Raw genomic sequence first — 25,368 nt, forward strand, 5'->3', positions numbered from 1 at the left:
GGGCGATTGCAGCCGGATAAGGGCGCTGCGTGGTGCCCGGCGGTGCGCGCCGTGCCGGGCGGTCCTTAAGCGGCTGTAACACGCTTACCTCGCTGCAAACTGCGGGGTGCTTCGGTCTTCGCCATGAACTTCGTCAAGCGTGCCGGGATGAGCCTTGGTGCCAGGAAGTCCAAGACCGCCGCCCTGCTGGCGATCTTCGTCGTTCTCTGCAGCCTGCTCCTCGGCGGCTTCCTCCTGCAGGCCGCCGCCGCCCGGCAGGAAGCCGACGCGCAACGCGTCATCGGCGTCGACGTCACGGTCAGACAGAAGGGCCTCACCCCGGCCCTGGCCGACGAGCTGGGCACCTCGGACGTCGTGAACCGCTACAACCCGCGCCTTCCGGTACGTGCCGCGGCGCGTGGTCTCACACCACTGACATCGGACGCGCCCCAGCCCGGCGGCGAAGCGGGCGAGCCGGGCCGGGGCCCGCTCGCGGTGAACGGCGTTCGTGACGCGGGCCTGCTGCTGCCCTTCTCGTACGGCTCGATGAAGATCACGGCGGGGCGCGGCATCGGCCCCGAGGACGCGGACCGCGACATCGCGTTGATCGAGCGACGCCTGGCCGACAGGAACGGCCTCGCGGTGGGCGACACCATCCGTGTCCTGTCCGCGGACGGCGAGCACCCGATGCCGCTGAAGGTCGTCGGCATCTTCCAGGACCCCACACAGGACCCTTCGAGCTGGACGCCACCGCACGAACTGCCCGGCAACACGCTCTACGTGCCGATGGCCACGGCTCAGCAACTCGGCACCGGCACGGGCACCGGAGCCGGCACCGTCAGCGAGGCGGTGTACCGGATCGGCTCGCCGGACCGGGCCGAGCGGCTGCACGCCGAGGCCGAGCGGCTGCTGGGGGAGAGCGGCTTCGACTTCCGGGTCAACGACAAGGCGTACCGGGACCAGGTCCGCCCCATCCAGCAGGTCGGCGCCTTCGCGGGACTGATCGTCCAGGTGATCGCCCTGGCCGGCGCGCTGATCCTGGGCCTGATCGTGACGCTCCAGATCCGCGAGCGGCGCACCGAGCTGGGAGTGCTGCTCGCGATGGGCGAGCGGAAGTGGAAGCTCATCGGCCAGCACGCCGTGGAGGTGGCGGCCGTGGCCCTGCCCGCCGTCGCCGTGGCCGCCCTGGCCGGGCAACTCGCCGGACAGAGCGCGGGAGACGCGCTCCTCGGCCCCCAGGACGACACGCCTTCCGCGCAGCACGGAGCGCCGGAGCCCGGGGCGGTCGCCGCGCCCACGGTACGGGTCGAGCCGGGCACCGTCGGCAAGGTCGCCGGCATCGGGCTCGGGATCTCCCTGGTCTCCACCGTCGTCCCCGGGATCGGAATCCTGCGCCTGCACCCCCGCTCCATCCTCACCGACAGCGAATAGCCACCACCCACCGGCACGGACCGAGAAAGCCGATTCCATGAACTTCGTCAAACGCGCAGGACTCAGCCTGTGGGCCCGCAGGGGTCGCACGCTGCTCACCCTCGCCACCTTCCTCGTCATCTCCGCGATGGTGCTGGCCGGCGTCCTGATCAACGACGCGACGGCCCAGGCCGAGCAGCAGGCCAGGCGTTCCGTTGGCGCCGAGGTCAACCTAGACATGGACCTCGGCCAGTTGGGAGGCGGCGGCAGCCTCCAGGCACCGCGCATCGACGCCGCGACCGTCGACAGGATCGGCGCGCTGCCCCAGGTACAGAGGTACACCTACTCGATGTGGGACCGCGTCATCCTCCAAGGAGATGCCGAACTGGCCGGCGGCGGGCCGGAGTCCGCCATGGGACCCGGCGGCACCGTGGGCACGGGCGTGCTCGACTCCTCCCTGCTGCCCGACTTCCGCAGCGGCAACTTCACCCTCCTGTCGGGCAGGCACCTGACGGCCACCGACAAGGACGAGAAGCGACTGCTGATCGAGGAGCGGCTGGCCGGGCAGAACGGCCTCGAGGTGGGCGACACCATCACCCTGGCCGGCAACGACGAGAAGACCACGTCGGACTTCACCGTGGGCGGCATCTACCGCGACCCGCGCCCCAGCACCGAACCCGAACCCGAGTACGACATCAACCCGGGCAACATGGTCTACGGGACGGTGGGCGGCCTGTCCGCACTCGGTGACGGGGGAAGCGGGCCGCTGCAGGTGGGCAAGGCGGCATTCCTCCTCGAGGACGCCGACGTGCAGGGCGCGTTCAAGGACGAGGCCCGGCGGATCGCGGGCTCCGCCCTGGACGGCTTCGAACTGGCCGCCAACGACAAAGCCGTCCAGCAGATGACCGGTCCGCTCAAGAACATCCGCGCCACCGCCACCGTCGCCATGTGGCTCATCGCCCTCGCCGGCGCCGCCGTCCTGGCCCTGCTGGCCAACCTCGCCGTCAAGCAGCGCCGCACCGAGTACGGCGTGCTGCTGGCCATGGGGGAGAAGAAGAGCAGGCTCGTCGCCCAGCAGGCACTGGAGATCGTCGCCGTGGCCGCCCTCGCCGTCGCCCTGAGCGCACTGTTCGCCCCGAACCTGACGCAGAGCGCCGGCCGGGCGCTGCTCGGCCGGGAGGCCACGGCCGCCCAAGAGAAGATCAACTCCTGGGAGCCCCCGCCACCGGGCAGCACCGGCCTCGACCAGGGCATCGACTGGAACGACAAGCCCGTCGAGAACGCCGACCCCATCGACACGATCACCGTGGCACTCGACGCGGGTGACCTCACCACCGTCAGCGGCGTCGGCCTCGCCGTCGGCCTCCTGGCCACCGCCGTCCCCGCGACCTCCGTGCTGCGCCTGAGCCCCCGCACCATCCTCACGAAGGGCAAGTGACCCCGCCATGAACGGCACCACCGCGACCCCGCCCGTGCTGCGCCTCGACGGCGTCAGCCACACCTACTCCGGCCAGCGCCGCCGCACCACCGTGCTGAAGAACATCGACTACGCCTTCGAACGCGGCACCTTCTACACCGTCCTGGGCCCCTCCGGCAGCGGCAAGACCACCCTGCTCTCCCTCGCCAGCGGCCTCGAAACCCCCACCCGGGGCACCGTCAGCTTCGACGGCCGGGCCCTGACCGAACTCGGCCTCGGCCGGTACCGCAACCGGCACGCCGCCACGATCTTCCAGCAGTACAACCTCCTCACCTACATGACGGCGCTGCAGAACGTCACCTGCGCCATGGAGATCACCGGCGCCAGGCCCGCCACGGGCCGCCGGCGCACCCGCGCGCTGGAACTGCTCGATCAGCTCGGACTCGACAGGACGACGGCCACCCGCAACGTGCTGCGGCTCTCCGGCGGCCAGCAGCAGCGCGTCGCCATCGCCCGGGCCCTCGCCTGCGACGTCGACATACTCTTCGCCGACGAACCCACCGGCAACCTCGACGAGGACACCGCCCAGGGCATCATCGACACCTTCCGCGACCTCGCCCACGAACAGGGCAAGTGTGTGGTCGTCGTCACCCACTCCCAGCAACTGGCCACCCAGTCCGACCGCGTCCTCACCCTGCGCAAGGGCAGACTCACGGAACAGGCGAACACCTGACCCGGCCGGGCCCGGCTTCAGCGGGCGATCGACACGGCGAAGGGCGCGAATCCGCCGGAGCGGATCACATGCGGCACGAACAGCACCGCGGCCTCGGCGGCCCGAGCGGTCTCGATCCCGCCGAGGTCCGTGACCCATTCGGACCGCCAGCCCAGGTCTCCCAAGAGCCCGCGGACGACCTGCTTGGCCCCCGCACTCTCGCCGGAGAGGAAGGCCGTCGGCTTCCGCGCGAGTGAGCCCGGCGCGGTCATCACCGGGTAGAGCATCGTATTGAGCGTCTTGACGACGTGGGTGTCGGGCAGCGCTTCCTGCAGTTGCTCCGCGAGACTCGACCCGGGATGGAGCAGCTCGGCGGGCAGCCCGTCCGGGCCGTCGACGGTGGCGTTGGCAAGGTCCACCAGGATCTTTCCCCGCAGCTCCTCGCGCAGCGCGGTCAGCCGCTCCAGTGAGGTGTCCCCGGGCGTGGCGTTGATGACGACGCGCGCCTCCCGAGCGCTGTCCGCCGCCGCTCCCGGCGCCCGCCCCGCGACGCTCACCTCGTGCCCGGCTCGGGTCAGGGCCGCGGCCAGGTTGCAGCCGACACGGCCGTTTCCGAGAACCGCGATTCGGTCCATGGTGATCTGGTCCTTTCTCCGTGCTGGTGATGTTCCGCGATGGTCAACGGGTCAGAGCGGCGACGGCGGCAGCGTGCACTCCCGGAGCGCAGGCCAGGAAACCGTCGCTCTCCGGAGTCCACGCGCGCCCTCCGGCGTCGGTGACCCGGCCGCCGGCCTCCGACACGAGAAGTGCCCCGGGAAGCAGGTCCGCACGAGCGCCCGCGAACTGCCAGAAGGCGTCGATCCGCCCGGCGGCCACGGCCACCAGGTGCAGGGTCGCCGGCACGGACGTGCGCACCACGAGCGCGTCGAGCAGCATCGCGGTGACCGAGGAACCGATGCGCCGCACGATGCTCGCGTCCTCGTCCGGTCTGGCCTGGCTGGTGGCCACGAGAGCGAGGCCGAGGTCCGTCGTCTCCGACACCTGCAGAGCCCGGCCGTCCAGAAAGGCGCCGCCACCGGCGAGCGCCGTGTAGGTCTCACCGGTCAACGGCAGGTGAATCGCGGTGAGCACCGGGCGGTTCTCGTGCACGAGAGTGGCGGTGACCGCCCACTCCGGCAGGCCGTGCAGGTGGTTGACGTTGCCTTCGGCCGGATCCACCAGCCACCACTCACCGGGAGGCAGCGCACCACCCTGCAACTCGTCCTCCACCCAGCGGGCGTCGGGGCGCAGGAGCGTGAGGCGGGGCCGCAACACTTCGAGTACCGCCGCGTCGTTCGCGGCGAGAGCGCGCATCAGTTCCTCACGGCTCTCGTGGCGCGCCACATCGCCGAACCGCTCCCGCAGGACCGAACCCGCCGCACGAACGGCGTCGGCGGTCCGTGCGAGCACTTCGGCATACGTAGACGACATGACTGTCTCCGTCCAGGAAGGGGCCATGGGCTGTGGGGGAGCTTCGTCGCCGTGCTCTCCCCGCTTCTCGACGGTATGGGGCCGAACAATTAACAACAAGTGCATGTAAGGAACGCCTAACATGACTCGCATGCAATTGGACCTGAACCTGCTGACAGCGCTCGACGCGCTCCTCGAGGAGGGCAGCGTGGCCGGAGCGGCAGCGCGGCTGCACGTGACCGCCCCCGCCATGAGCCGCAGCCTCGGCCGGATCCGGCGCACGACGGGAGACCAGATCCTGGTGCGCACCGGCCGCGTGATGACCCCGACGCCCTATGCGGTCGCCGTCCGGGAACAGGTGCACGACCTGCTGCTCCAGGCCCGGACCGTGCTGGCGCCCAGCCGCGAACCCGACCTCGCCTCCTTGGACCGCACCTTCACGCTCCGCTGGCACGATGCCCTGGTCACGCTCGGCGGGCCCGCCCTCCTGTCCGCCGTCCGCAGTCAGGCACCGGGAGTCAGGCTGCGCTTCATCGCGGAATCGAGCGTGGACACACCCGAGTTGCGTCGCGCCCAGGTCGACCTGGAGGCCAACGCCGACCGTCCGACGGCGCCGGACATCCGGACCGAGCAGGTGACGGAGAGCCGGCACGTGATCGTCGTACGGGAAGGACACCCGCTGACGCGGGCCGGCACCGTCACCGCCGCGCAGTACGCCGCGGCCGAGCACATCACCGTCTCGCGGCGCGGCAATCTCGGCAACGCCCTCGACGACGCCTTCACCGGGCTCGGCCTCACCCGACACGTGGTGGCGGCGGCACCCACCGAGGCAGCCGCGTTCGCGTTCGCACGCGACTCCGACCTCCTGATCACCGTCCCCGACATCACGATGCGCCCGGCAGCCACGGCTTTCGGCCTGACCGCCCTGCGACTGCCGATCGAACTGCCGCCGGCCCCGGTCCACCTGTCGTGGCACCAGCGCTACGACAGCGACCCCGCGCACGTGTGGCTGCGCGACCTGGCACGCACCGCACTCCGCGCCTGAAACGGCGGGTGAGAAGGGGGGACCACCGGGGACGGGGCGTGCGACGGACCCGGACGGTCGGGCGTGACCGGCACAGTCCGCGCCGATGTGCCCCAGCTCGGTCAAGTGGCGGGCAGGGCCGCCCGGTTCACCCTTCGGCCATGCACCCTTCGTCGGCGGGTTGCCGGGGTGACGCGCGCGCTCCGCCCGCGTTCTCGATCATGGCACGTCGTCCCAGTGGTGGGTGCGGTCCCGATCCGACGCCGGATCCACGTCGGTCCCGCCCGCTCCCTGACGAAGGAGACAGCCCGTGCACGCGTTCACAAGACGCCGCCCCCGTGTCGTCGCGGCGACGGCGACCCTGGTGTTCACCGCAGCCGTCGCGGCCGTACCCTCGGCGAAGGCCGCGGCGCCCGCCGCACCGCCCGAGGTCGTTCCCCGGGCCGAGACCGCCGCGCTCTTCGACGACGAAGAGGGCGGGAACGGGAACGCCGACGACCCGGCGATCTGGCGCAACTCCGCCGACCCGGACGCCAGCCTGGTCGTCGCCACGGCCAAGGAGGGCGGCCTGCGGGTCTACGACCTCGACGCCCGGCAGGTGCAGTCGCTCCCCGCGCCCGCGGCGCCCGGAGCGGACGACGCCCCCGGCCGCTTCAACAACGTCGACCTGGTGCACGGGGTGCCCTCGGGCCCCGGCGTCACGGACCTGGCGGTCGTCAGCGACCGTGGCAGCGACAAGCTGCGCATCTACCGCGTCGACGGCGACCGGCCGGACGTCCCGCTCACCGATGTCACCGACGCCTCGGCGCCGTGGATCTTCTCCGACTCGCAGGAGGAGGTCAACGAGGAGAGCACCGCCTACGGTCTGGCCACGTACACCGACTCCGCGACCGGCAAGTCCTACGCGCTCGTCAGCCAGAACGCGACCACCCGCATCGCGCTGCTCGAGCTGACCACGACGCCCCGGGGCACGGTGTCGTACCGCAAGGTCCGCACCCTGAACCTGCCGGCCGCCTTCACGATGCCCGACGGGACGAAGTGGTCCCCCTGCGGTGCCCCCGGCGAGGGCCCGCAGGTCGAGGGCATGGTCGTCGACCCGGAGACGGGCACGCTCTTCGCCGGGCAGGAGGACGTGGGCATCTGGCGCCTGCCGGCCGATCTCAAGGGCGCCCCCGTCCTTCAGGACAAGGTCCGCGAGTACGGCGTGCCGGCCACGTTCGACGAGGCGTCCGACGAGTGTGTGGCGGGTGACGACCCCGGCTTCGGCGGTTCCCGGGTGTCGGCGGACGTCGAGGGCCTGACCCTGCTGAAGCAGGACGACGGGGACGGCTACCTGCTCGCCTCCAGCCAGGGCGACGACACCTTCGTCGCCTACGACCGGGAACGGTCCGACGACTACGAGTACGAGGGCGGCTTCAGGGTGGGCGCCGCGTCCGAGTCGCTGGACGGCTCCGAGGAGTGCGACGGAGCGGACGTACTCGCCGAACCCCTCGGCAGCAGGTACCCGAACGGCCTGCTCGTCGTCCAGGACGGTCACATGGCCCCGGAGGACGGTGACCGGGAGGCCACCGGCTTCAAGTTCGTCGACCTCGCCGACGTCCTGGAGGCGCTCGACGACTGACAGCCTCCGTGCCAGGCCGTGCCAGGCCGGGCCGGCGCCGCCCGCGCGGGCGCATTTGCGGGCGCAGGGCCCGGGGAACCGTCCGCTCGCCCACCTCACGGCGCGCGAGCCCGCCGCAGCCGTCGCGCCGCGGCGCGTCGTGGAGCCGGGCGGCCCTCCAACGGGAGCCGCCGTCGGTGCTCACGTCCACTCGCACGACACCGCCCGCCCCCGACCAGGAGCGCCCGGTGACCCGGTGGGTCACGCCCGCCGTCAGGTTCGCCCGTGCGTCCAGCTCCCAGGCGCTCTTGATCGCCTGACGGGTCAGCGGGGCGCTGCCGCCGTCCACTTGATGGAGGCGATGCGAATCCACGAGGGCACGAGGAGCCGCACGGGACGCCCTTGGTCGGGTGGCAGCGGGCGGCGGACCCGGCCGAGGTTCGTGCCGTCGGCGGTGACGTAGTCCTCGTCGAGGCCCCGGGACAGGACGTCCATGGCCCGTCGGCCGAGACCCGCACGCCGCAGGACGTCCACCAGACGTACCCCCCCCGCCAGCGGGCGACACCGATCGCGCCAGGGTCCAGGCGGTGCCGCTCACCTCCTGGCCCTGCTGGCTGGTTGACGTAGCCGCGTCCGTTGCCCGCGCACTCCACGAACGCGCTGTGCCGTCCGAGGCCGTCGCCCCAGACGGTGAGCCTCCAGTCGGCCGCCGAGAGGACCGGTGTCGCGGTGTGGTTGCGGACGAAGAAGCGGTCGTTGGGGGTGTGGTAACCGGTGTGCGCGGCAGCCGGTGAGCCGGGCGACGCCACGGATGCGGCGCCGGCGAGTCCGGCGGCGGCGAACAGCCGCAGCATGTCACGCCTGGAGACACCGTCGGCCCGGGCTTCTCCGGAGAGCCACTGCCGCAGTCTGCGTCGGTCGCAGGCGGGCACGGGTCGTGCCCCGCGCGAACGGGGGAGAGGGAGGCGCGACCGTCCCGGTGGGGCGCGGGACGGCGTTTACGCGGTGAGGATCAACAACAGCCGAACGGCATGAGCACGCGGGACCGCGGGACGGCGTCGGCTGCGGATCACGACGCCATCGTACGGAGGCGACGCGTTCTCGGGACGAAGTCGGCAAGTCCCGTGCTCCACAAGGGCGGTGACACCTGGCCCGAGGTCCCGTGCCGTCCAGCCGTTCCGAATCCGGAGACGGCCCTCGGCGGGGCCGGGTGGTGGAGTACGGGCAGTCGAACGAGGTCTACGAGTCGCCACGGGAGGCGTACACCCGGCACCTGCTCGCCGCCGTGGGCCAACGGGGCGGTGGGGGACACCTGGGGCGACGCCCACCGGCTGCCCGTTCCCGACGCGTCGCTCGACACGGGGCCGCAATCTCGCCGGACGCTTCCGCGGCGCCGTGACCATGCGTCCCGCGTAGGGGAGGGGCAGCCCGCAGGGCCTGCTTGTCAGCGCCGCATCATCTCCTGCTCCCACCAGCCGCGCGTGTCGACGTCCGTGGCATCCGCCAACGCCTCCAGTTCCGCGATCTCCTCGTCGGTCAGCTCGATGCCGCGGGCCCGGGCCACCCCGTCGACGTGGGCCGCCTTCGTGACCCCGATGATCGGGGTGGTCCCCTTGGCGATGGCCCAGGCGATGGTAACCTCCGCGGCGGACACGCCTCGGTCCTTGCCGATCACCTTCATCCGGTCCGTCAGCTCCCGGAGCCGGGGCAGGACGCCGTTGTACACGGCCGCCCGGCTGGTTCCCTCCGGCAACGGATTCGCCGGGCTGTACCTGCCGGTCAGCGCTCCCTGCTCGAGGACCATGTAGGAGAAGAACCGCACACCGTGCTCGCGGCAGTGGTCGAGGATGCCCGCCCGCTCGGAACCCCGGTACAGGAGGCTGTAGTGGTTCTGTACGGCCTCCACGCGAAAGCCGGCCTCGCCGAGGATTTGATCGGCGAGAGCGATCTCCTCCAGATTGTGGTTCGAGACGCCGACGTGCTTGATCCTGCCGCTCTCGAGCAGCGGGATCAGAGACGGCGTCCACCGCGCCACGTCGGCAGGATTGTGGATCCAGAAGAGATCCACGCAGTCCGTACGCAGTCGGTCGAGGCTCTGCTCCAGCATGTCCGCGACCGGATCGTCGCCGTCGCCCGCGAGCTGCGGGGTGAACTTCGTCGACAGCTGGTACTCGCTGCGGTGCCGGCCCGACAGCGCCTGGCCGAGGACGCTCTCCGAGCGGCCCATGCCGTATGCCACGGCGGTGTCCCACAAGATGAACCCGTTCGCCTGCGCCCTCTCGACGACCTCCCGCAGTCCGGACTCGCTCAGCCGACTGCCGAAGTAGCCGTCGCCCGCCTCACCGCTGTCTCCCCAGGCCCATGTGCCCAACGCCGCCGCCGGCACCGTCAGCCCCCTGCTCGTCATGTCTCAGCTCCGTTGTTCGTTCTCGGGATCGTGTCGCAACGTTCGAACCCAGGAGACCGCGCTCGCGGCGGGCCGGAGAAGGTCGCGTTCATGGGGGTACAACCTCAACCCCCCCTTCGCTCTGTGACCGGCGCTTACCATGAATCCATGGACCAGCAGCCCGGAACCCGCGGTGAGATCCGGGACTTCCTCGCCGGCCGACGCGCCAGGATCACCCCGGCACAGGCCGGGCTGCCGACCAGCGCCCGTCGCCGGGTCCCCGGGCTGCGGCGCGAGGAGGTCGCCGTCCTCGCCGGTGTGAGCACGGAGTGGTACACGCGGCTGGAGAAGGGCCACATCGCCGGCGTGTCCGAGGGTGTCCTCGACGCGGTCGCCCGTGCCCTGCGACTGGACGACGACGAACGTACCTACCTGTTCGAGCTGGCCCGGTCCTCGCGGCACGCGAGTCGCACCCCGTCGCGTCGCAGGGACGTCGAGGTCCCAGGCCGGATCCAGTGGCTGCTCGACTCCATGACGATGTCCTCGGCGTTCGTACGCAACGGCCGCACGGACATCGTCGCCCGCAACCCCCTGGCCCGCGCCCTGCTCGCGCCGCTGTTCGACAGCGCCACCACCGACCGTCGCGGCCGCCCCAACATCGCCCGCTACATCTTCCTCGACCCGGCTGCGCACACCTTCTTCGTGGACTGGGACGCCGCCGGTACCGCCACCACCGCCCTGCTGCGCGCCGAGGCCGGGCGCGAGCCCCGCGACCGGGCACTGCGCGAACTCGTCGGCGAACTGTCCACCCTCAGCCCGGAGTTTCGCGGCCAGTGGGCCGCGCACGACGTCCTGATGCGCCACGACGGCGTCAAACGGCTCCAGCACCCCGACGCCGGCCACCTGGAACTGACCTTCCAGTCCCTCGACCTGCCCCTGCCGGGCCGGGCCGTGCACGATCTGATCGTCTACACCGCCGAACCCGGCAGCGCGTCCGAGGAACGGCTCAGACTCCTCGCGAGTTGGGACTCGACGACGACGGGTGCGCGTAGCGGCCGATGAACTCGCGGATCTCCCTGGCGACGAGCTCGGGGGACTCGTACGGTGCGAGGTGCCCCGCGTCCGACAGGTAGACCAGCCTGCCCCCGGGCATCGCGCGGACGTCGGCGATCAGCTTGTCCCGCGGGGCAATGGTGTCCCGGCCGCCGATGACGTAGCACGCCGGCACGGCCATCCCGGACAGCTCCTCGAACATGCTCGTGTAAGCGCCGCCACCACTTCCGAGCCAACTGCGCCAGAACTGCTCCGTGACGCCACCCGTCATCGTGCGCACCACGTCGGTCGTCCGGCTCGGGTCGAGCGACATGGCCCCGATCGCCTCGGTGATGGCCTCGACGTCACGGAAGGACGAGTGGAATCTCTCGATGACCGGATCGCCCGCCTCGGTACCGCCCGCGTTCCACGGCATGAGCGCCATGACCGCGAACACCTGGTCGGGCCGGTCGAGAGCGATCCGCACGCCGAGCGCGCCACCGAAGGAGAGACCAACGAGGGCGAAGCGTTCGAGGCCCAGCTCGTCACAGGCGTCGGTCACCGTTTCGGCGATCCGACTGAGGCTCGATCCGTCGGCAGGCGCATGGAAGGAGCCGGCGTGGCCCGGCAGGTCCATGAGAATGAGGCGGTAGCCGTCGAGCAGGGGTGCTGTCTCGGACCAGCACTGGAGCGAGCACCCGAGTCCGGGCAACAGGACGATCGAGTCCGGCCCGCTTCCGCGCACCTCGAAGTGGACACCGTTGTTCGTCCTCGGCATGAGATTCCTCCCGTGTGTCACGTGACCGGTGTTGTCGTCGCTGTCCGTGCCGTCGTCGTTCGCCGCGCGAGCGGGTGTCACGCCGCTACACCAGCGACAGGCTCGCGCGAAGTGAGGTGAGCAGATCCACCACCTCGGAGAGGTCGGTGGCCGTGCCGAAGACATAGAAGTCCGGGCGGACCAGCACAGCCACGACACCGGCCTCCTTGAGCCAGCCACCCAGCGCTTCCCCCTCTTCCTGGACCCCTGCGGCACCCACGACGACGGACCGCAGCCCGATCGCGTGCTTGAGGTCCGCCACGGCCGCGGTCGTCGCCGCGTCCGGTTCGACCACGCTGAACAGGGTGAACCCGCGGCCGAGCACGTCGTCCGACCGCTCGGTCTTCCCGCCGCCCGTCAGCAGAAAGGGCTGTACGGCCAAGTGGCCGGCCAGCGGTTGCCCGGCTCGGAAGCCCGCGCCGACCGGCGGCGCGAACGGCGCCGGAAGCTCGGTCGCCGACCGCATCTCCTCCCGACGCCGCGCCGCACGAACCGGATCTGTCTCGCAGACGACGGTCCCGACCCGCACAGACTCCTCGATGTAGTCGATGACCTGCGGCCTCCTGGAGAGCGTGTACAGGTCCAGCAGCTCCGGGTCCGCGGCGCCGGTCAGTACGAGGTGGAGCATCCAGCCGAGGGTAGCCGCGTCCCGGACGCCGGAGCTCATGCCCTGTCCGAGGAAGGGCGGCATGACATGAGCGGCGTCACCGGCGAGCAGAACCGACCCGTGGCGGAACGTGTCGGCCACCACGGAACGGAACTGGTAGACGGTCTGCCGGATCAGCTCACCCTCCTGCGGGCCGATCCAGGGCCTGAGCAACTCCCGGACGCGTTCCGGTCGCACCATCTCGGCCGGATCGTCGCCCTCGACGAGCATGAACTCCCAGCGGAAGTAACGCTGGGCCACCCGGCCCATGTGCTTCGGCCTCGCCGGGTCGAGGACCTGGCCGGTGTCCGGGATGACCGGCACCGGGGCGCCAGGACGGGGCCGTACGTCCACGACCAGCCAGTCGCCCCGGAAGCCGAGATCCTTCGTCGGAATGCCGCAGAGCGTGCGGACCTTGCTGTTGGCGCCGTCCGCCCCGACCACATGGCGGGCGGTGACCACGGCGCCGTCCGCCAACGTCACCACCACGTGGTCGCGCCCCTGACGCAGATCGACCAACTCCGCACTGAAACGAACGTCCACCGTTGACGCACCGCGGACCGCCGCGTCCAGGGCGTCTTCGAGTTCCGGCTGGTAGAAGTGGTACGACGCGTCCCAGCCGGAGAGGGCGGCACCTTCCCTCGGCAGACGAGAGATCACGCTCCCGTCGGGATCGAGGAACTCGTACACACGCGCCGGTACCGCAATGCGCCGTACGACTTCGGCAATGCCCAAGGACTGGAAGACGCGCATGATTTCGTGATCGAAGTGCCCGGCGCGTGGCGTCTCGTAGCGCCCCACACGCCGTTCGCAGACCAGTACACGGTGCCCCGCTGCCCCCAGCAGAGCAGCCAGGGTCTGACCGACCGGGCCGTACCCGACGACGAGGACGTCCGCGTCCACGGCATCCGGCCCGGTGGTGGATGTTCGGGATTCATCGGCAGGCTTCATGTGTCCCAACCCTTCGCTTGCACCGGTGCGCGTGCACGCCGGAAGACCACCTCAGGCGGCGTCGATGTCCAGTACGATCCGGCCGCGGGTGCGACTGCCCACGCGGAGCATGCGCCAGGCGTCGGCGGCCTCCTCCAGCGGGAAGGAACGGCTCACGGGGACGGACAATTGCCCGGACTCGGCGAGCACAGCCACCTCCGTCAGCTCGTCGGCGTTCGCGCGTGCCCACACCAACTGGCCCCCCTGTTCTGGTGCGGTGACGTCCGCCACGGAGGCGACCCGCGCGGGATCCTTCAGGACCTTCCGCGAGACGGCCACCGAGTCCCCGCCGAAGAAGTCGAGCGCCGCGTCGACGCCCTCCGGAGCCGGTTCGCGCACCCGGTCGGCCAGGCCGGCTCCGTAGGTGATGGGGGTGGCGCCCAGTTCACGCAGGTAGTCGTGGTTGCGCTCGCTCGCGGTGCCGATGACGCGGGCGCCCCGGGCGACCGCCATCTGCACGCCGAGCGTGCCGACCCCACCCGCGGCGCCGTGGATCAGGACGGTGTCGCCTTCGCTGATGCCGATGCGCTCGATGGCCTGGTAAGCCGTCAGCCCGTTCAGCGGCAGGCACGCCGAATGCAGCCAGTCCCAGGACTCCGGCTTGCGTGCCAGTGTGCGGGCCGGGGCCGAGACCAGTTCGGCGTAAGTGCCGTTCTGCGCCCAGTCCTTGAGAACGAAGCCGATCACCTCGTCGCCGATTTCGAACTCGGTGGCGCCGAATCCACGGGCCTCGACGACGCCGGCCATCTCGAAGCCCGGGACGAGGGGGAAGTGGGTCACCATGATGCCGTCGAGGTTGCCGACGGCGATCTTCTCGTCGGCCGGGTTCACCCCGGCTGCCTTGACGCGAACCAGGAATTCCCCGGGCGCTACCGCCGGCGTCGGCAGCTCGGTGAGTTCCAGGGCGTTCGCGTCGCCGTAGTGCGGGAGTGCGATGGCTTTCATGGTCTCCTCGATGGTTCCGTGAGGTGTGCTGTCCGGGAAGGTGTGGGATGTTCCGGGTTACCCACGGCGGAGCTGGGCACGGAACCAGTCGCAGACGAACTCCGTGCGCTCGGCCGAGTGGTTGTACACGGTGTGCTCGCCGTCGTCCCACACCCGCAGGGTGTGGTGTGCCGACAGGTCGAGGAACACCTTCTGCTGGTCGAGGCGGACCAGGGGGTCGTTGCCGCCGTGCAGCACGAGCATCGCGGCACTCATCCGGTCGACCGCCGGGTCGAGCCACAGAGTGCGGAAGACGGCTGCGGCTTCGGCGTCGGTGTCGACACCCAGGAGCGCCTGCGACTGTTCGCGTGCGGTCCGGAACGGCAGTGGCTCCGGCCTCGCGTTGGCCCCGTTGACGCAGCACGCGCCGAAACGGCTGTCGTGCACGGCGGCACGGGCGGCGAGCAGTCCGCCGAAGCTGTTTCCCCATACCCCGAACCGGCCGTCGTAGCCGGTACGGGTACGTACGGAGTCGAGAGCCGCGCTGAAGGCCCGGTCGACGCTTGCGTCGAGGTGCAGTCCGCCGGCCATGCGCGTATCACCCTGGCCCGGTGCCTCGAACAGAACGGCCGACAGTCCCCGCCGTGCCAGGGCCTCGGCCTGCCGGTGGAAGGCCGGGCCCCAACCGCTCTGTCCGCCGACGACGACCACCGCGGGGCCGGGGCGAGCGCCGGACCGACTCACGAACCAGGCGGTGCAGTGGCTCTGCAGGAACGGGATCGACAGCCGCTCCACGTGCAACTCGGTGTCGAGCTCGGCCGCGGCCTGGTAGGCCCGGGTGAGCCGGACGTAGAGCGCGCGTTTGGCCGGGTGGTCGCTGTTGAAGGCCATCTGCGCGAAGACCAGGCAGGCCGTCGCCCGGCGATGGCACGCGACCGCGGTTTCGACGTCACCGCGGTCGGCGGCCGCCGCTGCGCGCGTCGACTGCGCCTCGGCCAGGCGAGTTGCGACTTCGTGCCACGGTTCCGAGACGGCCGCGCCGGCCAGGTGGACGGCGTCCCCGTGGTCCATGCCGTAGTCGAGCATGCGGGACATCGGCATGGCGCGCAGCAACGCGGCCCGAAGCTTGGCCGGATCCTCCGCCGGCCCTGCAGCGTCCATCAGCGCGCGGCTTTGTCGGGAAAGCGCGGTCGTGTTCCGTCGTCCTGCCCTGCCGCGCCCGGGGTCCGCAACGGAATGACCGGCGTGGCCTCGACGACGGTGTTGCGCAGCTCGCCGAGACCTTCGACCGCCGCGACGACCTCGTCGCCCGGCTGCAACCACGGGTAGGTCGCCGAGTCGTGCGTGCGGGAGAGCTCCAGGACGCAGCCGGTGCCGCAGGTGCCGGAGCCGATCACGTCGCCGGGCCTCACTTCGGTACCGCGGGAGGCGTAGGCGATCATCTCGCCGAACGACCAGTGGATGTCCGACCACAGGGCGCGGGAGTAGAGGACACCGTTGACCGTGCAGGTCATTTCGAGGCGGTACCCATGGCCCTCGCGGAAGTCGGCGATCTCGTCCGGGGTCACGAAGTACGGGCCGAGGCTTGTCGCGGTGTCCTTGCCTTTCACCGGCCCCATCGACAGCTTCATCTCACGCTGCTGGACGTCCCGGCCGCTCCAGTCGTTGAGCACGCAATAGCCGGCGACGGCGTCTTCGGCGTCCTGGGCGGTCAGGTCGCGTCCGCCGTGGCCCACCACCGCGGCGACCTCCAGCTCGAAGTCGAAACGCTCGGCACCCGGAGTCATGGGCACCGGCCCGCAGCCCGTGACGGCGTAGGGGTTGGAGAAGTAGAAGACCGGCAGCTCGTACCAGTCCGGGTCCATCTCGAGGCCCCGCCAGGCACGCCCTGCCCGGACATGCTGTTCGAACGCGTAGAAGTCGCGGACGGTCGGAGGTGTCCCGATCGGCGACAACGGAACGAGGTCCGGCAGGGGCACGGTCGCACCGCGCCGCAGAGCGGTCCGTCCGGCAGCGAGCAACTCGTCCTTGCCGGCCTCGACGAGGGGCAGCAGGTCCGTCGGACCGTCGACAACCCGGACCAGGTCGCCGTCCACCACACCGACGCGTGAGGACGGTCCGTCCGCGTAGCGAACGAATTTCACCGGCCTACCTCCTTGCCTGCGTCAAAGGCTGCCGCCACCGCTTGTTCGCGCGTCCAGGCGCGGTAGCTCTCCTCGGTGAAGCCCGTCGTGCCGTGGCGTTCGACCGAAGCCCGGACGGCGTCCAGCAGCTCCTCCGGATCGGTCTCGATGTCGATGTGCTCGACGAAGGGCTGTCGTGCCACGAGCCCGGTCCGCCAGTAGACCTCACACCGGTTGCCCTCCGGGTCGAAGAAGTAGACGCCGACGGCGTTGCCGTGCGAGACGATCATGTCGAGCCGTACGTCGTGCTCCCGGAAGCGCCGGTGGAAGCCAAGGACGTCCTCGAAGCGCGCGCACCGGAACGACACCTGCTGGATGAGTCTGACTCCGAGTGGCGCGTCCCGGCCCTCGGCCAGGAGCAGTTCGTGGTGTTCGGTGTCCGGCCGGGCGGACAGGAACCAGATGCCGAGCCGTTCGTCATGGTCGGTGACCGTCAGGCCGAGTACGTCGCTGTAGAACGCCAGCTGTCGGCTCACATCGTGACAGCGCAGGCCCACATGGCCGAGTTCCGCGACGGACGGCGTTGGAGTGGTCACGTCGCTCCTCCTGGAGGTTGTTCCGCAGAGCAGATCATGTTCTGCACGCTAACTCGGCTCCGGTGTCGCGTCAACGGTCGCCTGTTCTGTTTATTGGATGACGTTCTGCTCGACAGAACACGAGAAGGAGAGTGAGGAAGAACGGGTGGAAGGTAGGGGGAGTGGTGGCCACGATGGAGTGGCGACTATTCTGGCTGGCGAAATGCAGTTCAATCACCAGAACAGCCGGTCAGTGACGACGGCGAGATGGAGGGGCTCGTGGCAGCGTCGGCCGCCTACCCGGTGGAATCGATCGACAACGCGGCGCGGATCCTGCTGATGCTGGTGGACAGTCCGTCGCTGCGAGTCACCGACGTGTCCACCGAGCTGGGGGTGGCCAGGTCGACCGCCCATCGGATGCTGACCACCCTGCAGGCCCGCGACCTGCTCCGCCAGGACGCCCGGACCAAGGGCTACGGACCCGGACCCGCACTGGCCAGGCTCGGCATCGCCGTGATGGGGGCTGTCTCCCTCCGCGACGAAGCGCGTCTCCTGCTGGAAAGACTCGTCGAGGACACCACCGAGACCGCGCATCTGCTCGTCCTGGAAGGGACGGAGACCGTCTTCGTCGAAGGCGTGGAGAGCCAGCAGGTGATCCGTGCCGGGCTGCGGACCGGGCAGCGAGGGCCGGCGCACGCGTCTGCCGCGGGGAAGGCGCTGCTCGCCGAGCTCTCCCGCGAAGAGCTGCGGCGCCGCTACCCGGGGGCGCGGCTGCGAGGCGGAACCGAGCGGGCGGTAAGCACGCGCCGGGCGCTCGAGGCCGAGCTCGAGAAGGTGAGGGAGACCGGCTACGCCACCAACCTGGAGGAGAGCGAATGGGACCTCTGCGCGGTGGCCGCCCCCGTACGGAACCGGCAGGGCGTGGCCTGCGGAGCTCTGTCGGTGTCGGGCCCGGCGAGGCGGACCGAGGCCAAACTCGCCCTCCTCGGCGCCACCGTGGTCACAGCCGCCACCGAACTCGGCGCGCGCCTCGGTTAGGTCGCGGACCGAGGTTCACCATGACTGTCGCCTGACCGCCGTCGACTGTGGCGCCGGCCATGGTCTCGTACCCCAGGAAGTCCCCGGTGTGTCCCCGGTAGTGCCCCCCCGCCGGGCAGTGGCCGGCTCTCCAGGCCCAGACCGTAGGCGCGGCCGTCCGCGTTGCCCGTGGGCCGGACCGTCATCATCTCCCGCAGCTCGGCCGGGCACAGCAGTTCGCCGCGGAGGAGCGCGGCCAGGAACCGGTTGACGTCGGTGCCACTGGAGATCATGGAGCCGGCCGCACCACCGACGGAGGGGCTCACCCTCGTCACGTCCAGGAGCGGCGCGCCCACGCCCGGCTGCGCATACACCCTCTCGATGATCATGCCGACCAGCAGGAATCCCGTGTTGGAGTAGTCCCAGCCGGTGCCGGGCTCGAAGACCGGCGGTGTTCGAGCGCCAAGTCCACGAGGTCCAGGTGGTCGAGGAAGTCGGGCAGGCCGCTGGTGTGCTGGAGCAGTTGGCGGACGGTGATCCTGTGTCCGTCGTTGCCGTGTCCGCGCACGACGCCGGGCAGGTAGCGCTCGACCGGGGCGTCGAGGGCGACGCGACGCTCTCCCGCGAGCTGGAGCAAGGCCGTCGCCGTGAACATCTTGGTCATGCTGCCGATCCGGAACCTGCTGTCGCGGTGTATCCGGGCCTGGCTCCTCACGTCTCCGACACCGCTGGTCAGCACGGTGCCCCCGCGCCGGTTCCGCACCTCGGCGAGCGCTCCGGGCGCGCCGTCGACGGTGGTCAGCCGACCCAGGAGTCCCCGCAGGCGGGAGTGGTCGACGGAGGCGGCGGACTCCGCGGTGGTGGTCGCTGCGGCGCTGCGTCGGTGCCCTTCCACCATGACGGCCGGAGCCGCGTCGCCCCGGCCCGGGGGACGTTTGCGTGGCGCCCGTCAGCCGTGTTTGGCTCGCCCGATGAACTTCCTGTTGACGGCGAGCGGCCTGCGCAACGAGACACTGCGGGATGCGCTGCGTGACATGCTGGGCAAACCGTTCGGATCGGCGAACGTCGTGTTCGTTCCCACCGCATCCGTCGCAGAACCTGGGGACCACGGGTGGGTCGTCGCGGACATGAACCGCCTGCACGGCCTCGGCTGGCGGGAGTTCGACATCCTGGAGCTGAACGGCCTGCCCCGGCAGCTGGTGCTCGACCGGCTGCTCCACGCCGACGTCGTCTACGTCGAAGGCGGCAACCACTATCACCTCGCCCGAAGCATCACCGGCAACGGCCTGGCCGACGGCTTCCTGGAGGCGCTGCGGAGCCGTGTCTACGTCGGAGTCAGCGCCGGATCAATGATCTTCAGCCGCAACCTCACGGGACACTCCGCCGACGTCATCGGCGACGCCAAGGACCTCAACGCGCTCGGCGCGACGAGCGTGGACCCGCCGTTCGGCCTCTTCGACTGGTACCTCAAGCCCCACCTGTACTCGCCGGACTTCCCCGAGCGGGACGACGCCTGGGCCGACCGGATCACCGCGCGGGCGGACTTCCCGATCTACTTCATCGATGACGAGACGGCCGTTCGGGTCAGGGACGGCGAAGTGGATGTCGTATCCGAAGGCCGGTGGCGCTTCCACCGTTGACGCCGTTGCGAGGGATTTGACCGGGAGTTTCCGGCACTCGTGCTCGGTGGGGGCTGTTCCGGGAAGAGGGCCAAGCCCTTCTCGGCGAGGGCGTCGGCCAGGACCCGCCCAACCTCGGCGTCGGGCAGTCTCAACCGCACCGTGCAGTCCTTGGTGACCGACGACCCGGCCGAGCACGGTAACGCGATGTGCGGCCCCGTCGCCCCGGCCGCCTGAGGCCACGGCAGCGAGGGCTCATCGGGCTCCACGGCTCACGTGGCGGTGCGACCTGGTCACACCCCGGGCCGCGTGCCCGCTGATCCCCAGTCCGGCCCCGACCAGGGCCAGCACGATCCCGAGCCCGCCGAGGGTCAGCAGCGTAGGGGGCACGACGAACCCGTCCCGCACGCGCCCGAGGACCCCGGTGGCCGCTACGCTGCCCGACTGCTCGTCGAGGGAGAAGCGTGAGTCGTTCGAGTTCCCCCGGTTGTCACCCAGCAGGAACAACCGCCCGTTCGGCACCGCCACGTCGTACGGTGCCGCTCGGGGGGTGAACTCGTCGCGTCGCACGTAGGGTTCGTCGAGCGGCTTCCCGTTCACCGTGACCCGGTCCCCGTCGCTCTCCACGTGATCACCGCCCGTCCCTATGACCCGCCGCAGGACAGGGGCTCCCCGGTATTTCCCCGGCACGCGGACGAGCACGACATCGCCTCGGCGTATCTCGTCCGTGCCGATGTCCTCGACGACCAGGTGCTCGCCCTGGCGGTACGTGGGCTCCATCGACTCGCCTCGGACAGTGACCCCTTGGTGACTCGCGAAGAAGCAGCCGGTGCTCCCCAGCACCAGGACCAGCCCGAGCGGGACCAGCACCCAGCCCGCGGTTCTCAGCCGGCCGCCCGCTCTGCGCTGCGTCATGAATGCCCCTCCCGGAAACCGCCCCGGGCGGGCGGACCAGCAGAGGTTAAGCGGTCCCGGACGGAAACGCACCTTGCGGAGGCGCCCCCGGCGTGCGACACGTGGTCCTTGCGGTCGCGGCGAGCGCCAGGAGTGAGCGACAGTTGTTCCATGTGCGGCCGGTACGTTTCCACCCGCGGTCCCGACGACCTCGCCCGGCAGTTCCGGATCGCCGACCGGGACCTCGGCGATCCCCTGGCGCCGAGCTGGAACGTCGCGCCGACCGACGAGGTGTGGGCCGTCCTCGAGCGCCCCTCGCGCGACGCCTCCACGGGCGCTCCGGCGGCGCGGCACCTGCGTAGGCTGCGCTGGGGTCTGGTGCCGTCCTGGGCCCGCGACACGAAGATCGGCGCCCGGCTGATCAACGCCCGGGTGGAGACCGTCCACGAGAAACCGGCCTTCCGCCCGGCGTTCGCCCGGCGCCGCTGCCTCCTGCCGGCCGACGGCTTCTACGAGTGGCAGCCTGGCGGGGTTGTACGAGTACTGGCGTGACCCGGACGCCCGGCACGACGACGACCCGTCGGCCTGGCTGACGACCTGCACCATCATCACCACCGATGCCACCGACGCCGCCGGACGCGTTCACCCCCGCATGCCGCTGACCGTGGCCGATGAGCACTACGACGTCTGGCTCGACCCTTCCCACCAGGACACCGGCGCGTTGCGCGACCTGCTCGAGCAACCGGCGGGCGGCCGGCTCGACGCCCGCCCCGTCTCCGCGGCGGTCAACAACGTCCGCAACAACGGTCCCCAGCTGGTCGATGCGGTCACCGGTCCGGAAACCGGAGCCACTCCGCCCGATCGAGACCCCGGCCCATGAACAACCACCGCTCGCGAAAGACCGGTTGAACACCGTGCACCGCGACGGCGAGGATGACGCCATGCGAAACATCGTGGTCATGGACGCCCCCTCCAACCTGGGTCTGCGCCCGCCGGCCCCCGGCACCGTCCCCGGCTGCTACAAGCTGGCCGGGGCGCTGCGGGACAACGGGATCGTACGCAGGCTCGGCGCCCTCGAAGGAGGCGTCGTCGTGCCGCCCCGCTACGACCGCGGCGACTGGCAGGAGGGCGACGGCGTCTTCAACGCACGCGCCATCGCCGCCTACACACGCACCCTCGCCGACCGCATCGAGCCGCACGTGTCCGCCGGTCGCTTCCCCCTCGTCCTCGGCGGGGACTGCTCCATCCAACTCGGCGCCGCGCTGGCCCTGCGCCGTCTCGGCCGGTACGGCCTGGTGTCGATCGACGCCTCTCCCGACTTCCGCCATCCGGGCACCTCCGACCGGATCGGCGCCGCCGGGGGAGAGGAACTCGCCCTCGCGACCGGGCGCGGGCAGGAGGATCTGACGGACCTCGAAGGGCTGCGGCCCTACCTCCGGGACGAGGACGTCCGGCTCTTCGGCACCCGGGACGCCTTCGTGGACGACGAGGACGTCGCCGAGCTGCGCGGGCTGAAGGTCCCCGTCACCACCGTCTCCGACCTGCGCCGCACCGACCCCGCAGACCTGGGCGCCGCGACCGCCGCCGACCTCGACGCGGCAGCACTCGACGGCTTCTGGATCCACCTGGACGCTGACGTCCTCGACCCCTCGGTGATGCCCGCGGTCGACAGCCCGGACCCCGACGGACTGCTGCCCGGCGAAGTCACCGCCCTGCTGCGCCCGCTCGTCCGTTCCCCGCGCTGTGCGGGCCTCAACGTCACCATCTACGACCCGGACCTGGACCCCGACGGCAGCGCGGGCGTCCTGCTGACGGACCTGGTGGTGGCCGCCTTCACCACCGACTGAGACGCATCAGCCCGGGCCAGGCCCACGGCGCACGCCGCGATCAACTTGTCGCGGAGTCTCGTCCGGGTGGTCGTCCCCGCCCAGCCGCCCTTCGCCACCGCGGGGTCAGCACGAGATCCCGGAACTGATCACCGTCGCCGGTACCCCCGCGACGACGCTTCGGGCGGGAACATCACGAGTCACGACGGCACCGGCAGCGACCACGGCGTCAGCACCGATGGTCACACCCTGCAGGACCACGGCGGACGCCCCGATCCAGACGTTGCGTCCGATCCGGATCGGGGCCGACGTGATCCCGGTACGCCGCCGCGCCACGTCCAACGGGTGCCCGGAGGTGATCAGAGCGACGTCCGGACCGAGCATCACGTCGTCGTCGATCTCGATGCCACCCACGTCGTTGAAGCGGCAGCTCGGGTTCACGAAGACGTTGCGGCCCACCCGGATGTTCACACCGTGGTCGGTGTAGACGGGCGGGATCAGGTGGAAGGTCTCGTCCACCTCCTGCCCGGTGAGCTCGCTCCAGCGCCCGTGAATCTCCTGCTGCTGGGCGTACGCGAGCGTGTTGATCTGCTCCCGACGCCGGCCTTGACGCGGTCACCCTGGGTCGGGAGAACGCCGCCCAGGCGGTACAGGCCGTGCTGGAAGGAACGGTCGACGCCTCCTTCCGTGCGGTGCCGGCCGACCAGGTCCCTGCCGGAATCAGTGCCGAACGAATTGCGGACGCCCCGCTGCAGCTCCTGGTCGGGCCCGCCCACCCGCTGGCGAACGCTCCCGCGATCAGGCCGGGGTTACAGGGATCCGACCCGGCACAGAATGGTCGGCGTTCTATGACGCGCTGGCCGAGGAGTTCGGACTGAGCATCGACGCCCTCGGCCCCAACTTCGGCGACGAGGCCCTCATGGACGCGCACTGGCCGACCCGGCCTCCCTTGCGACTCTCGTCGGCGCCGGGGACCGGTACCTGTGGCCCCAGGCCCACGACCTGCGACGCATCTCCCTGCTCGACCCGACACCGGTCTACCCGCACACCCTGCTGTTCCGCACCGGAGACAGGCACCCGGTGCTGACCGAGCTGCGCGGCCACCTGCGCGCGGCGGTACCTGAGACGTCCGGTGACGTGTGGGTGCCACGCTGGGCGTGCATGTGACGTCGCCCAGGGAGGCGCGGGGGCACGGCGGCGGCCGCCTACCCTTCCGCCTCGGTGAAGCGATGGGATCCGAGTACGGCCAGGAGTTGCAACTTCTCGTAGCCCTCGCTCCGGGGCGGAGCCGTGAGGACCAGCAGGGTCTGGGACTGGTCCTCGGTGAACAGCGCCTGACAGTCGAGTTCGATCGCGCCCACCTCGGGGTGGATGAGCGTCTTGTGATCCTCGAACCTTCGTGTGACCTCGTGCCGGGCCCAGAGCTCGGCGAACTCGGTGCTGGCCTTCTGCAAGATCCGTACGAGCTCGCCGGCGCGCGACCGCGGCCCTCGCAGCCCGTAGGCGGCGCGCAGGTTCGCCACCTGGGCGCGGCTCTGCCGGTCCCGGTCGGCCTCGGGATAGATCGACCGCTCGGCGGGATCGGTGAACCAGCGGTGGACGGCGCTGCGGGCCAGTCCCGTGTGGTTCGCCGCGTCCCCGAACAGGGCGGCCGCCATCCTGTTCTGCACCAGTGTCTCGCCCAGGTCGGTCAGGACGAGCGCCGGAGTGCCGTCGAGCCGCTCCAGTACCCGAAGCAGTGCGGGAGCGACGTGTGCCGGAGCCGAGAGGGCAGCCGGTGCGTTGTGCCCGGCGACTTGGTACAGGTAGTCGCGCTCGGCGCCCGTGAGCCGCAGCGCACGGGCGAGCGAGGCCAGTATGTGGCCGCTGGGCCGGGGGCCGCGCTGCTGCTCCAGCCGCGTGTAGTAGTCGGTCGACATCACGGCGAGAGCCGCGACCTCCTCACGCCGCAGACCTGGGGCTCGCCGACGCGGGCCTGGGGGAAGACCGACGTCCTCGGGGCGGAGTGCCTCGCGGTGGCGGCGCAGGAAGTCGGCCATTGCTGCTCGGTCCATGTCGTCGATTGTCGCCCTGCGCCGGGCGGCGAACCAGGGATCGTCGATCCCCCGACAACCGGTCTCTGCACCCGCGCACGCAGACCGGTGACGATCGGGACATGAACATTTCCGGCAACACCATCTTCATCCCCGGTTCCACCAGCGGCATCGGTCTCGCCCTCGCCCTCGCGCTGCGTGCCAAGGGCAACACCGTCATCGTCGGGGGCCGACGTACCGAACTGCTGGAACGCATCGCGGCCGCGCATCCCGGCCTCGACATCGTGCAGATCGATGTCGCGGATCCCGCGAGTGTCGCCTCCGCCACGAAGCAGGTGCTGGCCGGTCATCCGGACCTGAACGTCCTGGTCGCGATGGCCGGCGTGATGCACGTCGAGGACTGGCGCGATCCCGCGTCGTTCCTCACCACCGCCGAGTCCACGGTCACGACGAACGTGCTCGGTCCGATCCGCCTCATCGCGGCGCTCGTCGAACATCTGCAGACCCGGCCCGACGCCACCATCATGACCGTGTCCTCCGGCCTGGCGTTCACGCCGCTCAAGGTCACGCCGAGCTACAACGCGTCGAAGGCGGCGATTCACATGCTCAGCGAGTCCCTTCGGCTGCAGCTGGCCGGCACGTCCGTGAAGGTCATGGAACTCGAGCCGCCGTCCGTCCGCACCGCGCTCCTGCCCGGCCAGGAGGACAACGAACTCGCCATGCCGTTGGACGAGTTCATCGCCGAGGTGGTCGACCTGATCGAGGCCGGGCCCGACGCCGAGGAGATCCAGGTCGAGCGGGTGAAGTACCTCCGCTACGGTGAGGCACGCGGCGACTACGACGAGGTCGTCCGGACGCTCAACCACTCGGACCCGCACGGAGAGTAGCCGGGACC

Annotated in this window: 23 protein-coding genes and 3 pseudogenes; 12 read left to right on the forward strand and 14 right to left on the reverse strand. The window is 70.8% G+C overall.

The annotated features are described in order from the left end of the window. Positions 1-123: 123 nt before the first annotated feature. From ACH4D3_RS13485 to ACH4D3_RS13495, 3 genes are read left to right on the forward strand one after another with little or no spacing between them, the layout of a single operon-like run. Positions 124-1,410: an ABC transporter permease gene (locus tag ACH4D3_RS13485; protein ID WP_398320826.1), complete on the forward strand. Its 1,287-nt coding sequence runs from the start codon at positions 124-126 to the stop codon at positions 1,408-1,410. 37 nt (positions 1,411-1,447) lie between these two features. Next, positions 1,448-2,827 carry an FtsX-like permease family protein gene (locus ACH4D3_RS13490; RefSeq protein ID WP_398320829.1) on the forward strand — a complete coding sequence of 460 codons (1,380 nt, stop codon included), beginning with the start codon at positions 1,448-1,450 and terminating at the stop codon, positions 2,825-2,827. A gap of 7 nt (positions 2,828-2,834) precedes the next feature. Beyond that, positions 2,835-3,539 carry an ABC transporter ATP-binding protein gene (locus tag ACH4D3_RS13495; RefSeq protein ID WP_398320832.1) on the forward strand — a complete coding sequence of 235 codons (705 nt, stop codon included), beginning with the start codon at positions 2,835-2,837 and terminating at the stop codon, positions 3,537-3,539. 17 nt (positions 3,540-3,556) lie between these two features. On the opposite strand, the gene ACH4D3_RS13500 is transcribed toward ACH4D3_RS13495, so the two are convergent. Beyond that, positions 3,557-4,153 (reverse strand): NADPH-dependent F420 reductase, encoded by a 597-nt coding sequence (locus tag ACH4D3_RS13500; RefSeq protein WP_398320834.1) that lies wholly within the window; start codon positions 4,151-4,153, stop codon positions 3,557-3,559. Between the two features lie 43 nt (positions 4,154-4,196). Continuing rightward, on the reverse strand, positions 4,197-4,988 hold the full coding sequence (locus tag ACH4D3_RS13505) for an inositol monophosphatase family protein (RefSeq protein WP_398320837.1): 792 nt from the start codon (positions 4,986-4,988) through the stop codon (positions 4,197-4,199). Between the two features lie 130 nt (positions 4,989-5,118). Here ACH4D3_RS13505 and ACH4D3_RS13510 point away from each other — a divergent pair, with 130 nt between their 5' ends. Further along, positions 5,119-6,012 (forward strand): LysR family transcriptional regulator, encoded by an 894-nt coding sequence (locus ACH4D3_RS13510; protein ID WP_398320840.1) that lies wholly within the window; start codon positions 5,119-5,121, stop codon positions 6,010-6,012. 289 nt (positions 6,013-6,301) lie between these two features. Continuing rightward, positions 6,302-7,612, forward strand: a complete 1,311-nt coding sequence (locus tag ACH4D3_RS13515; RefSeq protein WP_398320843.1) for a phytase — start codon at positions 6,302-6,304, stop codon at positions 7,610-7,612. Here the strand turns inward: ACH4D3_RS13515 and ACH4D3_RS13520 are convergent. Then, a pseudogene (locus tag ACH4D3_RS13520) lies at positions 7,566-8,445 on the reverse strand (molybdopterin-dependent oxidoreductase). The gene ACH4D3_RS13515 and the pseudogene ACH4D3_RS13520 sit on opposite strands and share 47 nt — an antisense overlap. Before the next feature lie 590 nt (positions 8,446-9,035). Next, positions 9,036-9,998, reverse strand: a complete 963-nt coding sequence (locus tag ACH4D3_RS13525; RefSeq protein ID WP_398320846.1) for an aldo/keto reductase — start codon at positions 9,996-9,998, stop codon at positions 9,036-9,038. A gap of 147 nt (positions 9,999-10,145) precedes the next feature. Between ACH4D3_RS13525 and ACH4D3_RS13530 the strand changes: the two genes are divergently transcribed. Then, on the forward strand, positions 10,146-11,039 hold the full coding sequence (locus ACH4D3_RS13530; RefSeq protein WP_398320849.1) for a helix-turn-helix transcriptional regulator: 894 nt from the start codon (positions 10,146-10,148) through the stop codon (positions 11,037-11,039). Here ACH4D3_RS13530 and ACH4D3_RS13535 read toward each other — a convergent pair. From ACH4D3_RS13535 to ACH4D3_RS13560, 6 genes are all read right to left on the reverse strand, one after another. Next, positions 10,984-11,787, reverse strand: a complete 804-nt coding sequence (locus ACH4D3_RS13535) for an alpha/beta fold hydrolase (RefSeq protein ID WP_398320852.1) — start codon at positions 11,785-11,787, stop codon at positions 10,984-10,986. The genes ACH4D3_RS13530 and ACH4D3_RS13535 overlap by 56 nt on opposite strands. Positions 11,788-11,872: 85 nt before the next feature. Beyond that, positions 11,873-13,423: a bifunctional 3-(3-hydroxy-phenyl)propionate/3-hydroxycinnamic acid hydroxylase gene (locus ACH4D3_RS13540; protein WP_398320855.1), complete on the reverse strand. Its 1,551-nt coding sequence runs from the start codon at positions 13,421-13,423 to the stop codon at positions 11,873-11,875. Between the two features lie 51 nt (positions 13,424-13,474). Then, a complete protein-coding gene (locus tag ACH4D3_RS13545) occupies positions 13,475-14,407 on the reverse strand; it encodes an NADP-dependent oxidoreductase (RefSeq protein WP_398320858.1) in 933 nt (310 codons plus the stop codon). Between the two features lie 57 nt (positions 14,408-14,464). Then, positions 14,465-15,547: an alpha/beta hydrolase family protein gene (locus ACH4D3_RS13550; RefSeq protein ID WP_398320861.1), complete on the reverse strand. Its 1,083-nt coding sequence runs from the start codon at positions 15,545-15,547 to the stop codon at positions 14,465-14,467. Next, complete coding sequence (locus tag ACH4D3_RS13555; RefSeq protein WP_398320864.1) at positions 15,547-16,530, reverse strand: fumarylacetoacetate hydrolase family protein; 984 nt, start codon at positions 16,528-16,530, stop codon at positions 15,547-15,549. The genes ACH4D3_RS13550 and ACH4D3_RS13555 overlap by 1 nt, the downstream gene beginning before the upstream one ends. Then, positions 16,527-17,105 (reverse strand): VOC family protein, encoded by a 579-nt coding sequence (locus ACH4D3_RS13560; RefSeq protein WP_398320866.1) that lies wholly within the window; start codon positions 17,103-17,105, stop codon positions 16,527-16,529. The genes ACH4D3_RS13555 and ACH4D3_RS13560 overlap by 4 nt, the downstream gene beginning before the upstream one ends. 258 nt (positions 17,106-17,363) lie before the next feature. On the opposite strand from ACH4D3_RS13560, the gene ACH4D3_RS13565 reads away from it, so the two are divergent. Beyond that, a complete protein-coding gene (locus ACH4D3_RS13565) occupies positions 17,364-18,122 on the forward strand; it encodes an IclR family transcriptional regulator (RefSeq protein WP_398320869.1) in 759 nt (252 codons plus the stop codon). Here the strand turns inward: ACH4D3_RS13565 and ACH4D3_RS13570 are convergent. Next, a pseudogene (locus tag ACH4D3_RS13570) lies at positions 18,119-18,999 on the reverse strand (serine hydrolase domain-containing protein). The gene ACH4D3_RS13565 and the pseudogene ACH4D3_RS13570 sit on opposite strands and share 4 nt — an antisense overlap. 73 nt (positions 19,000-19,072) lie before the next feature. On the opposite strand from ACH4D3_RS13570, the gene ACH4D3_RS13575 reads away from it, so the two are divergent. Continuing rightward, the gene (locus ACH4D3_RS13575) at positions 19,073-19,741 is read left to right on the forward strand and encodes a peptidase E (RefSeq protein WP_398320872.1); all 669 of its coding nucleotides are present in this window, start codon (positions 19,073-19,075) and stop codon (positions 19,739-19,741) included. Between the two features lie 234 nt (positions 19,742-19,975). On the opposite strand, the gene lepB is transcribed toward ACH4D3_RS13575, so the two are convergent. Then, complete coding sequence (gene lepB, locus ACH4D3_RS13580) at positions 19,976-20,635, reverse strand: signal peptidase I (RefSeq protein ID WP_398320875.1); 660 nt, start codon at positions 20,633-20,635, stop codon at positions 19,976-19,978. A gap of 150 nt (positions 20,636-20,785) precedes the next feature. On the opposite strand from lepB, the pseudogene ACH4D3_RS13585 reads away from it, so the two are divergent. Together ACH4D3_RS13585 and ACH4D3_RS13590 are read left to right on the forward strand one after the other, a co-directional pair. Further along, positions 20,786-21,494 (forward strand): annotated as a pseudogene (locus tag ACH4D3_RS13585) (SOS response-associated peptidase). A gap of 61 nt (positions 21,495-21,555) precedes the next feature. After that, positions 21,556-22,461 (forward strand): arginase family protein, encoded by a 906-nt coding sequence (locus tag ACH4D3_RS13590; RefSeq protein WP_398320878.1) that lies wholly within the window; start codon positions 21,556-21,558, stop codon positions 22,459-22,461. A 105-nt stretch (positions 22,462-22,566) separates the two neighbouring features. Here the strand turns inward: ACH4D3_RS13590 and ACH4D3_RS13595 are convergent, their stop codons facing one another. Continuing rightward, positions 22,567-22,959 carry a DapH/DapD/GlmU-related protein gene (locus ACH4D3_RS13595; RefSeq protein ID WP_398320880.1) on the reverse strand — a complete coding sequence of 131 codons (393 nt, stop codon included), beginning with the start codon at positions 22,957-22,959 and terminating at the stop codon, positions 22,567-22,569. A gap of 137 nt (positions 22,960-23,096) precedes the next feature. On the opposite strand from ACH4D3_RS13595, the gene ACH4D3_RS13600 reads away from it, so the two are divergent. After that, positions 23,097-23,318 carry a hypothetical protein gene (locus ACH4D3_RS13600; protein WP_398320882.1) on the forward strand — a complete coding sequence of 74 codons (222 nt, stop codon included), beginning with the start codon at positions 23,097-23,099 and terminating at the stop codon, positions 23,316-23,318. 327 nt (positions 23,319-23,645) lie between these two features. Here ACH4D3_RS13600 and ACH4D3_RS13605 read toward each other — a convergent pair whose 3' ends face one another. Next, a complete protein-coding gene (locus tag ACH4D3_RS13605; protein WP_398320885.1) occupies positions 23,646-24,494 on the reverse strand; it encodes a helix-turn-helix transcriptional regulator in 849 nt (282 codons plus the stop codon). 101 nt (positions 24,495-24,595) lie between these two features. Between ACH4D3_RS13605 and ACH4D3_RS13610 the strand changes: the two genes are divergently transcribed. Then, entirely contained in the window at positions 24,596-25,360 is a 765-nt protein-coding gene (locus ACH4D3_RS13610) for an SDR family oxidoreductase (RefSeq protein WP_398320888.1), read from the forward strand. The last annotated feature ends 8 nt before the right edge of the window (positions 25,361-25,368 follow it).

The organism is Streptomyces sp. NPDC018026, assembly GCF_044327745.1.
Lineage (GTDB): Bacteria > Actinomycetota > Actinomycetes > Streptomycetales > Streptomycetaceae > Streptomyces > Streptomyces rubrogriseus.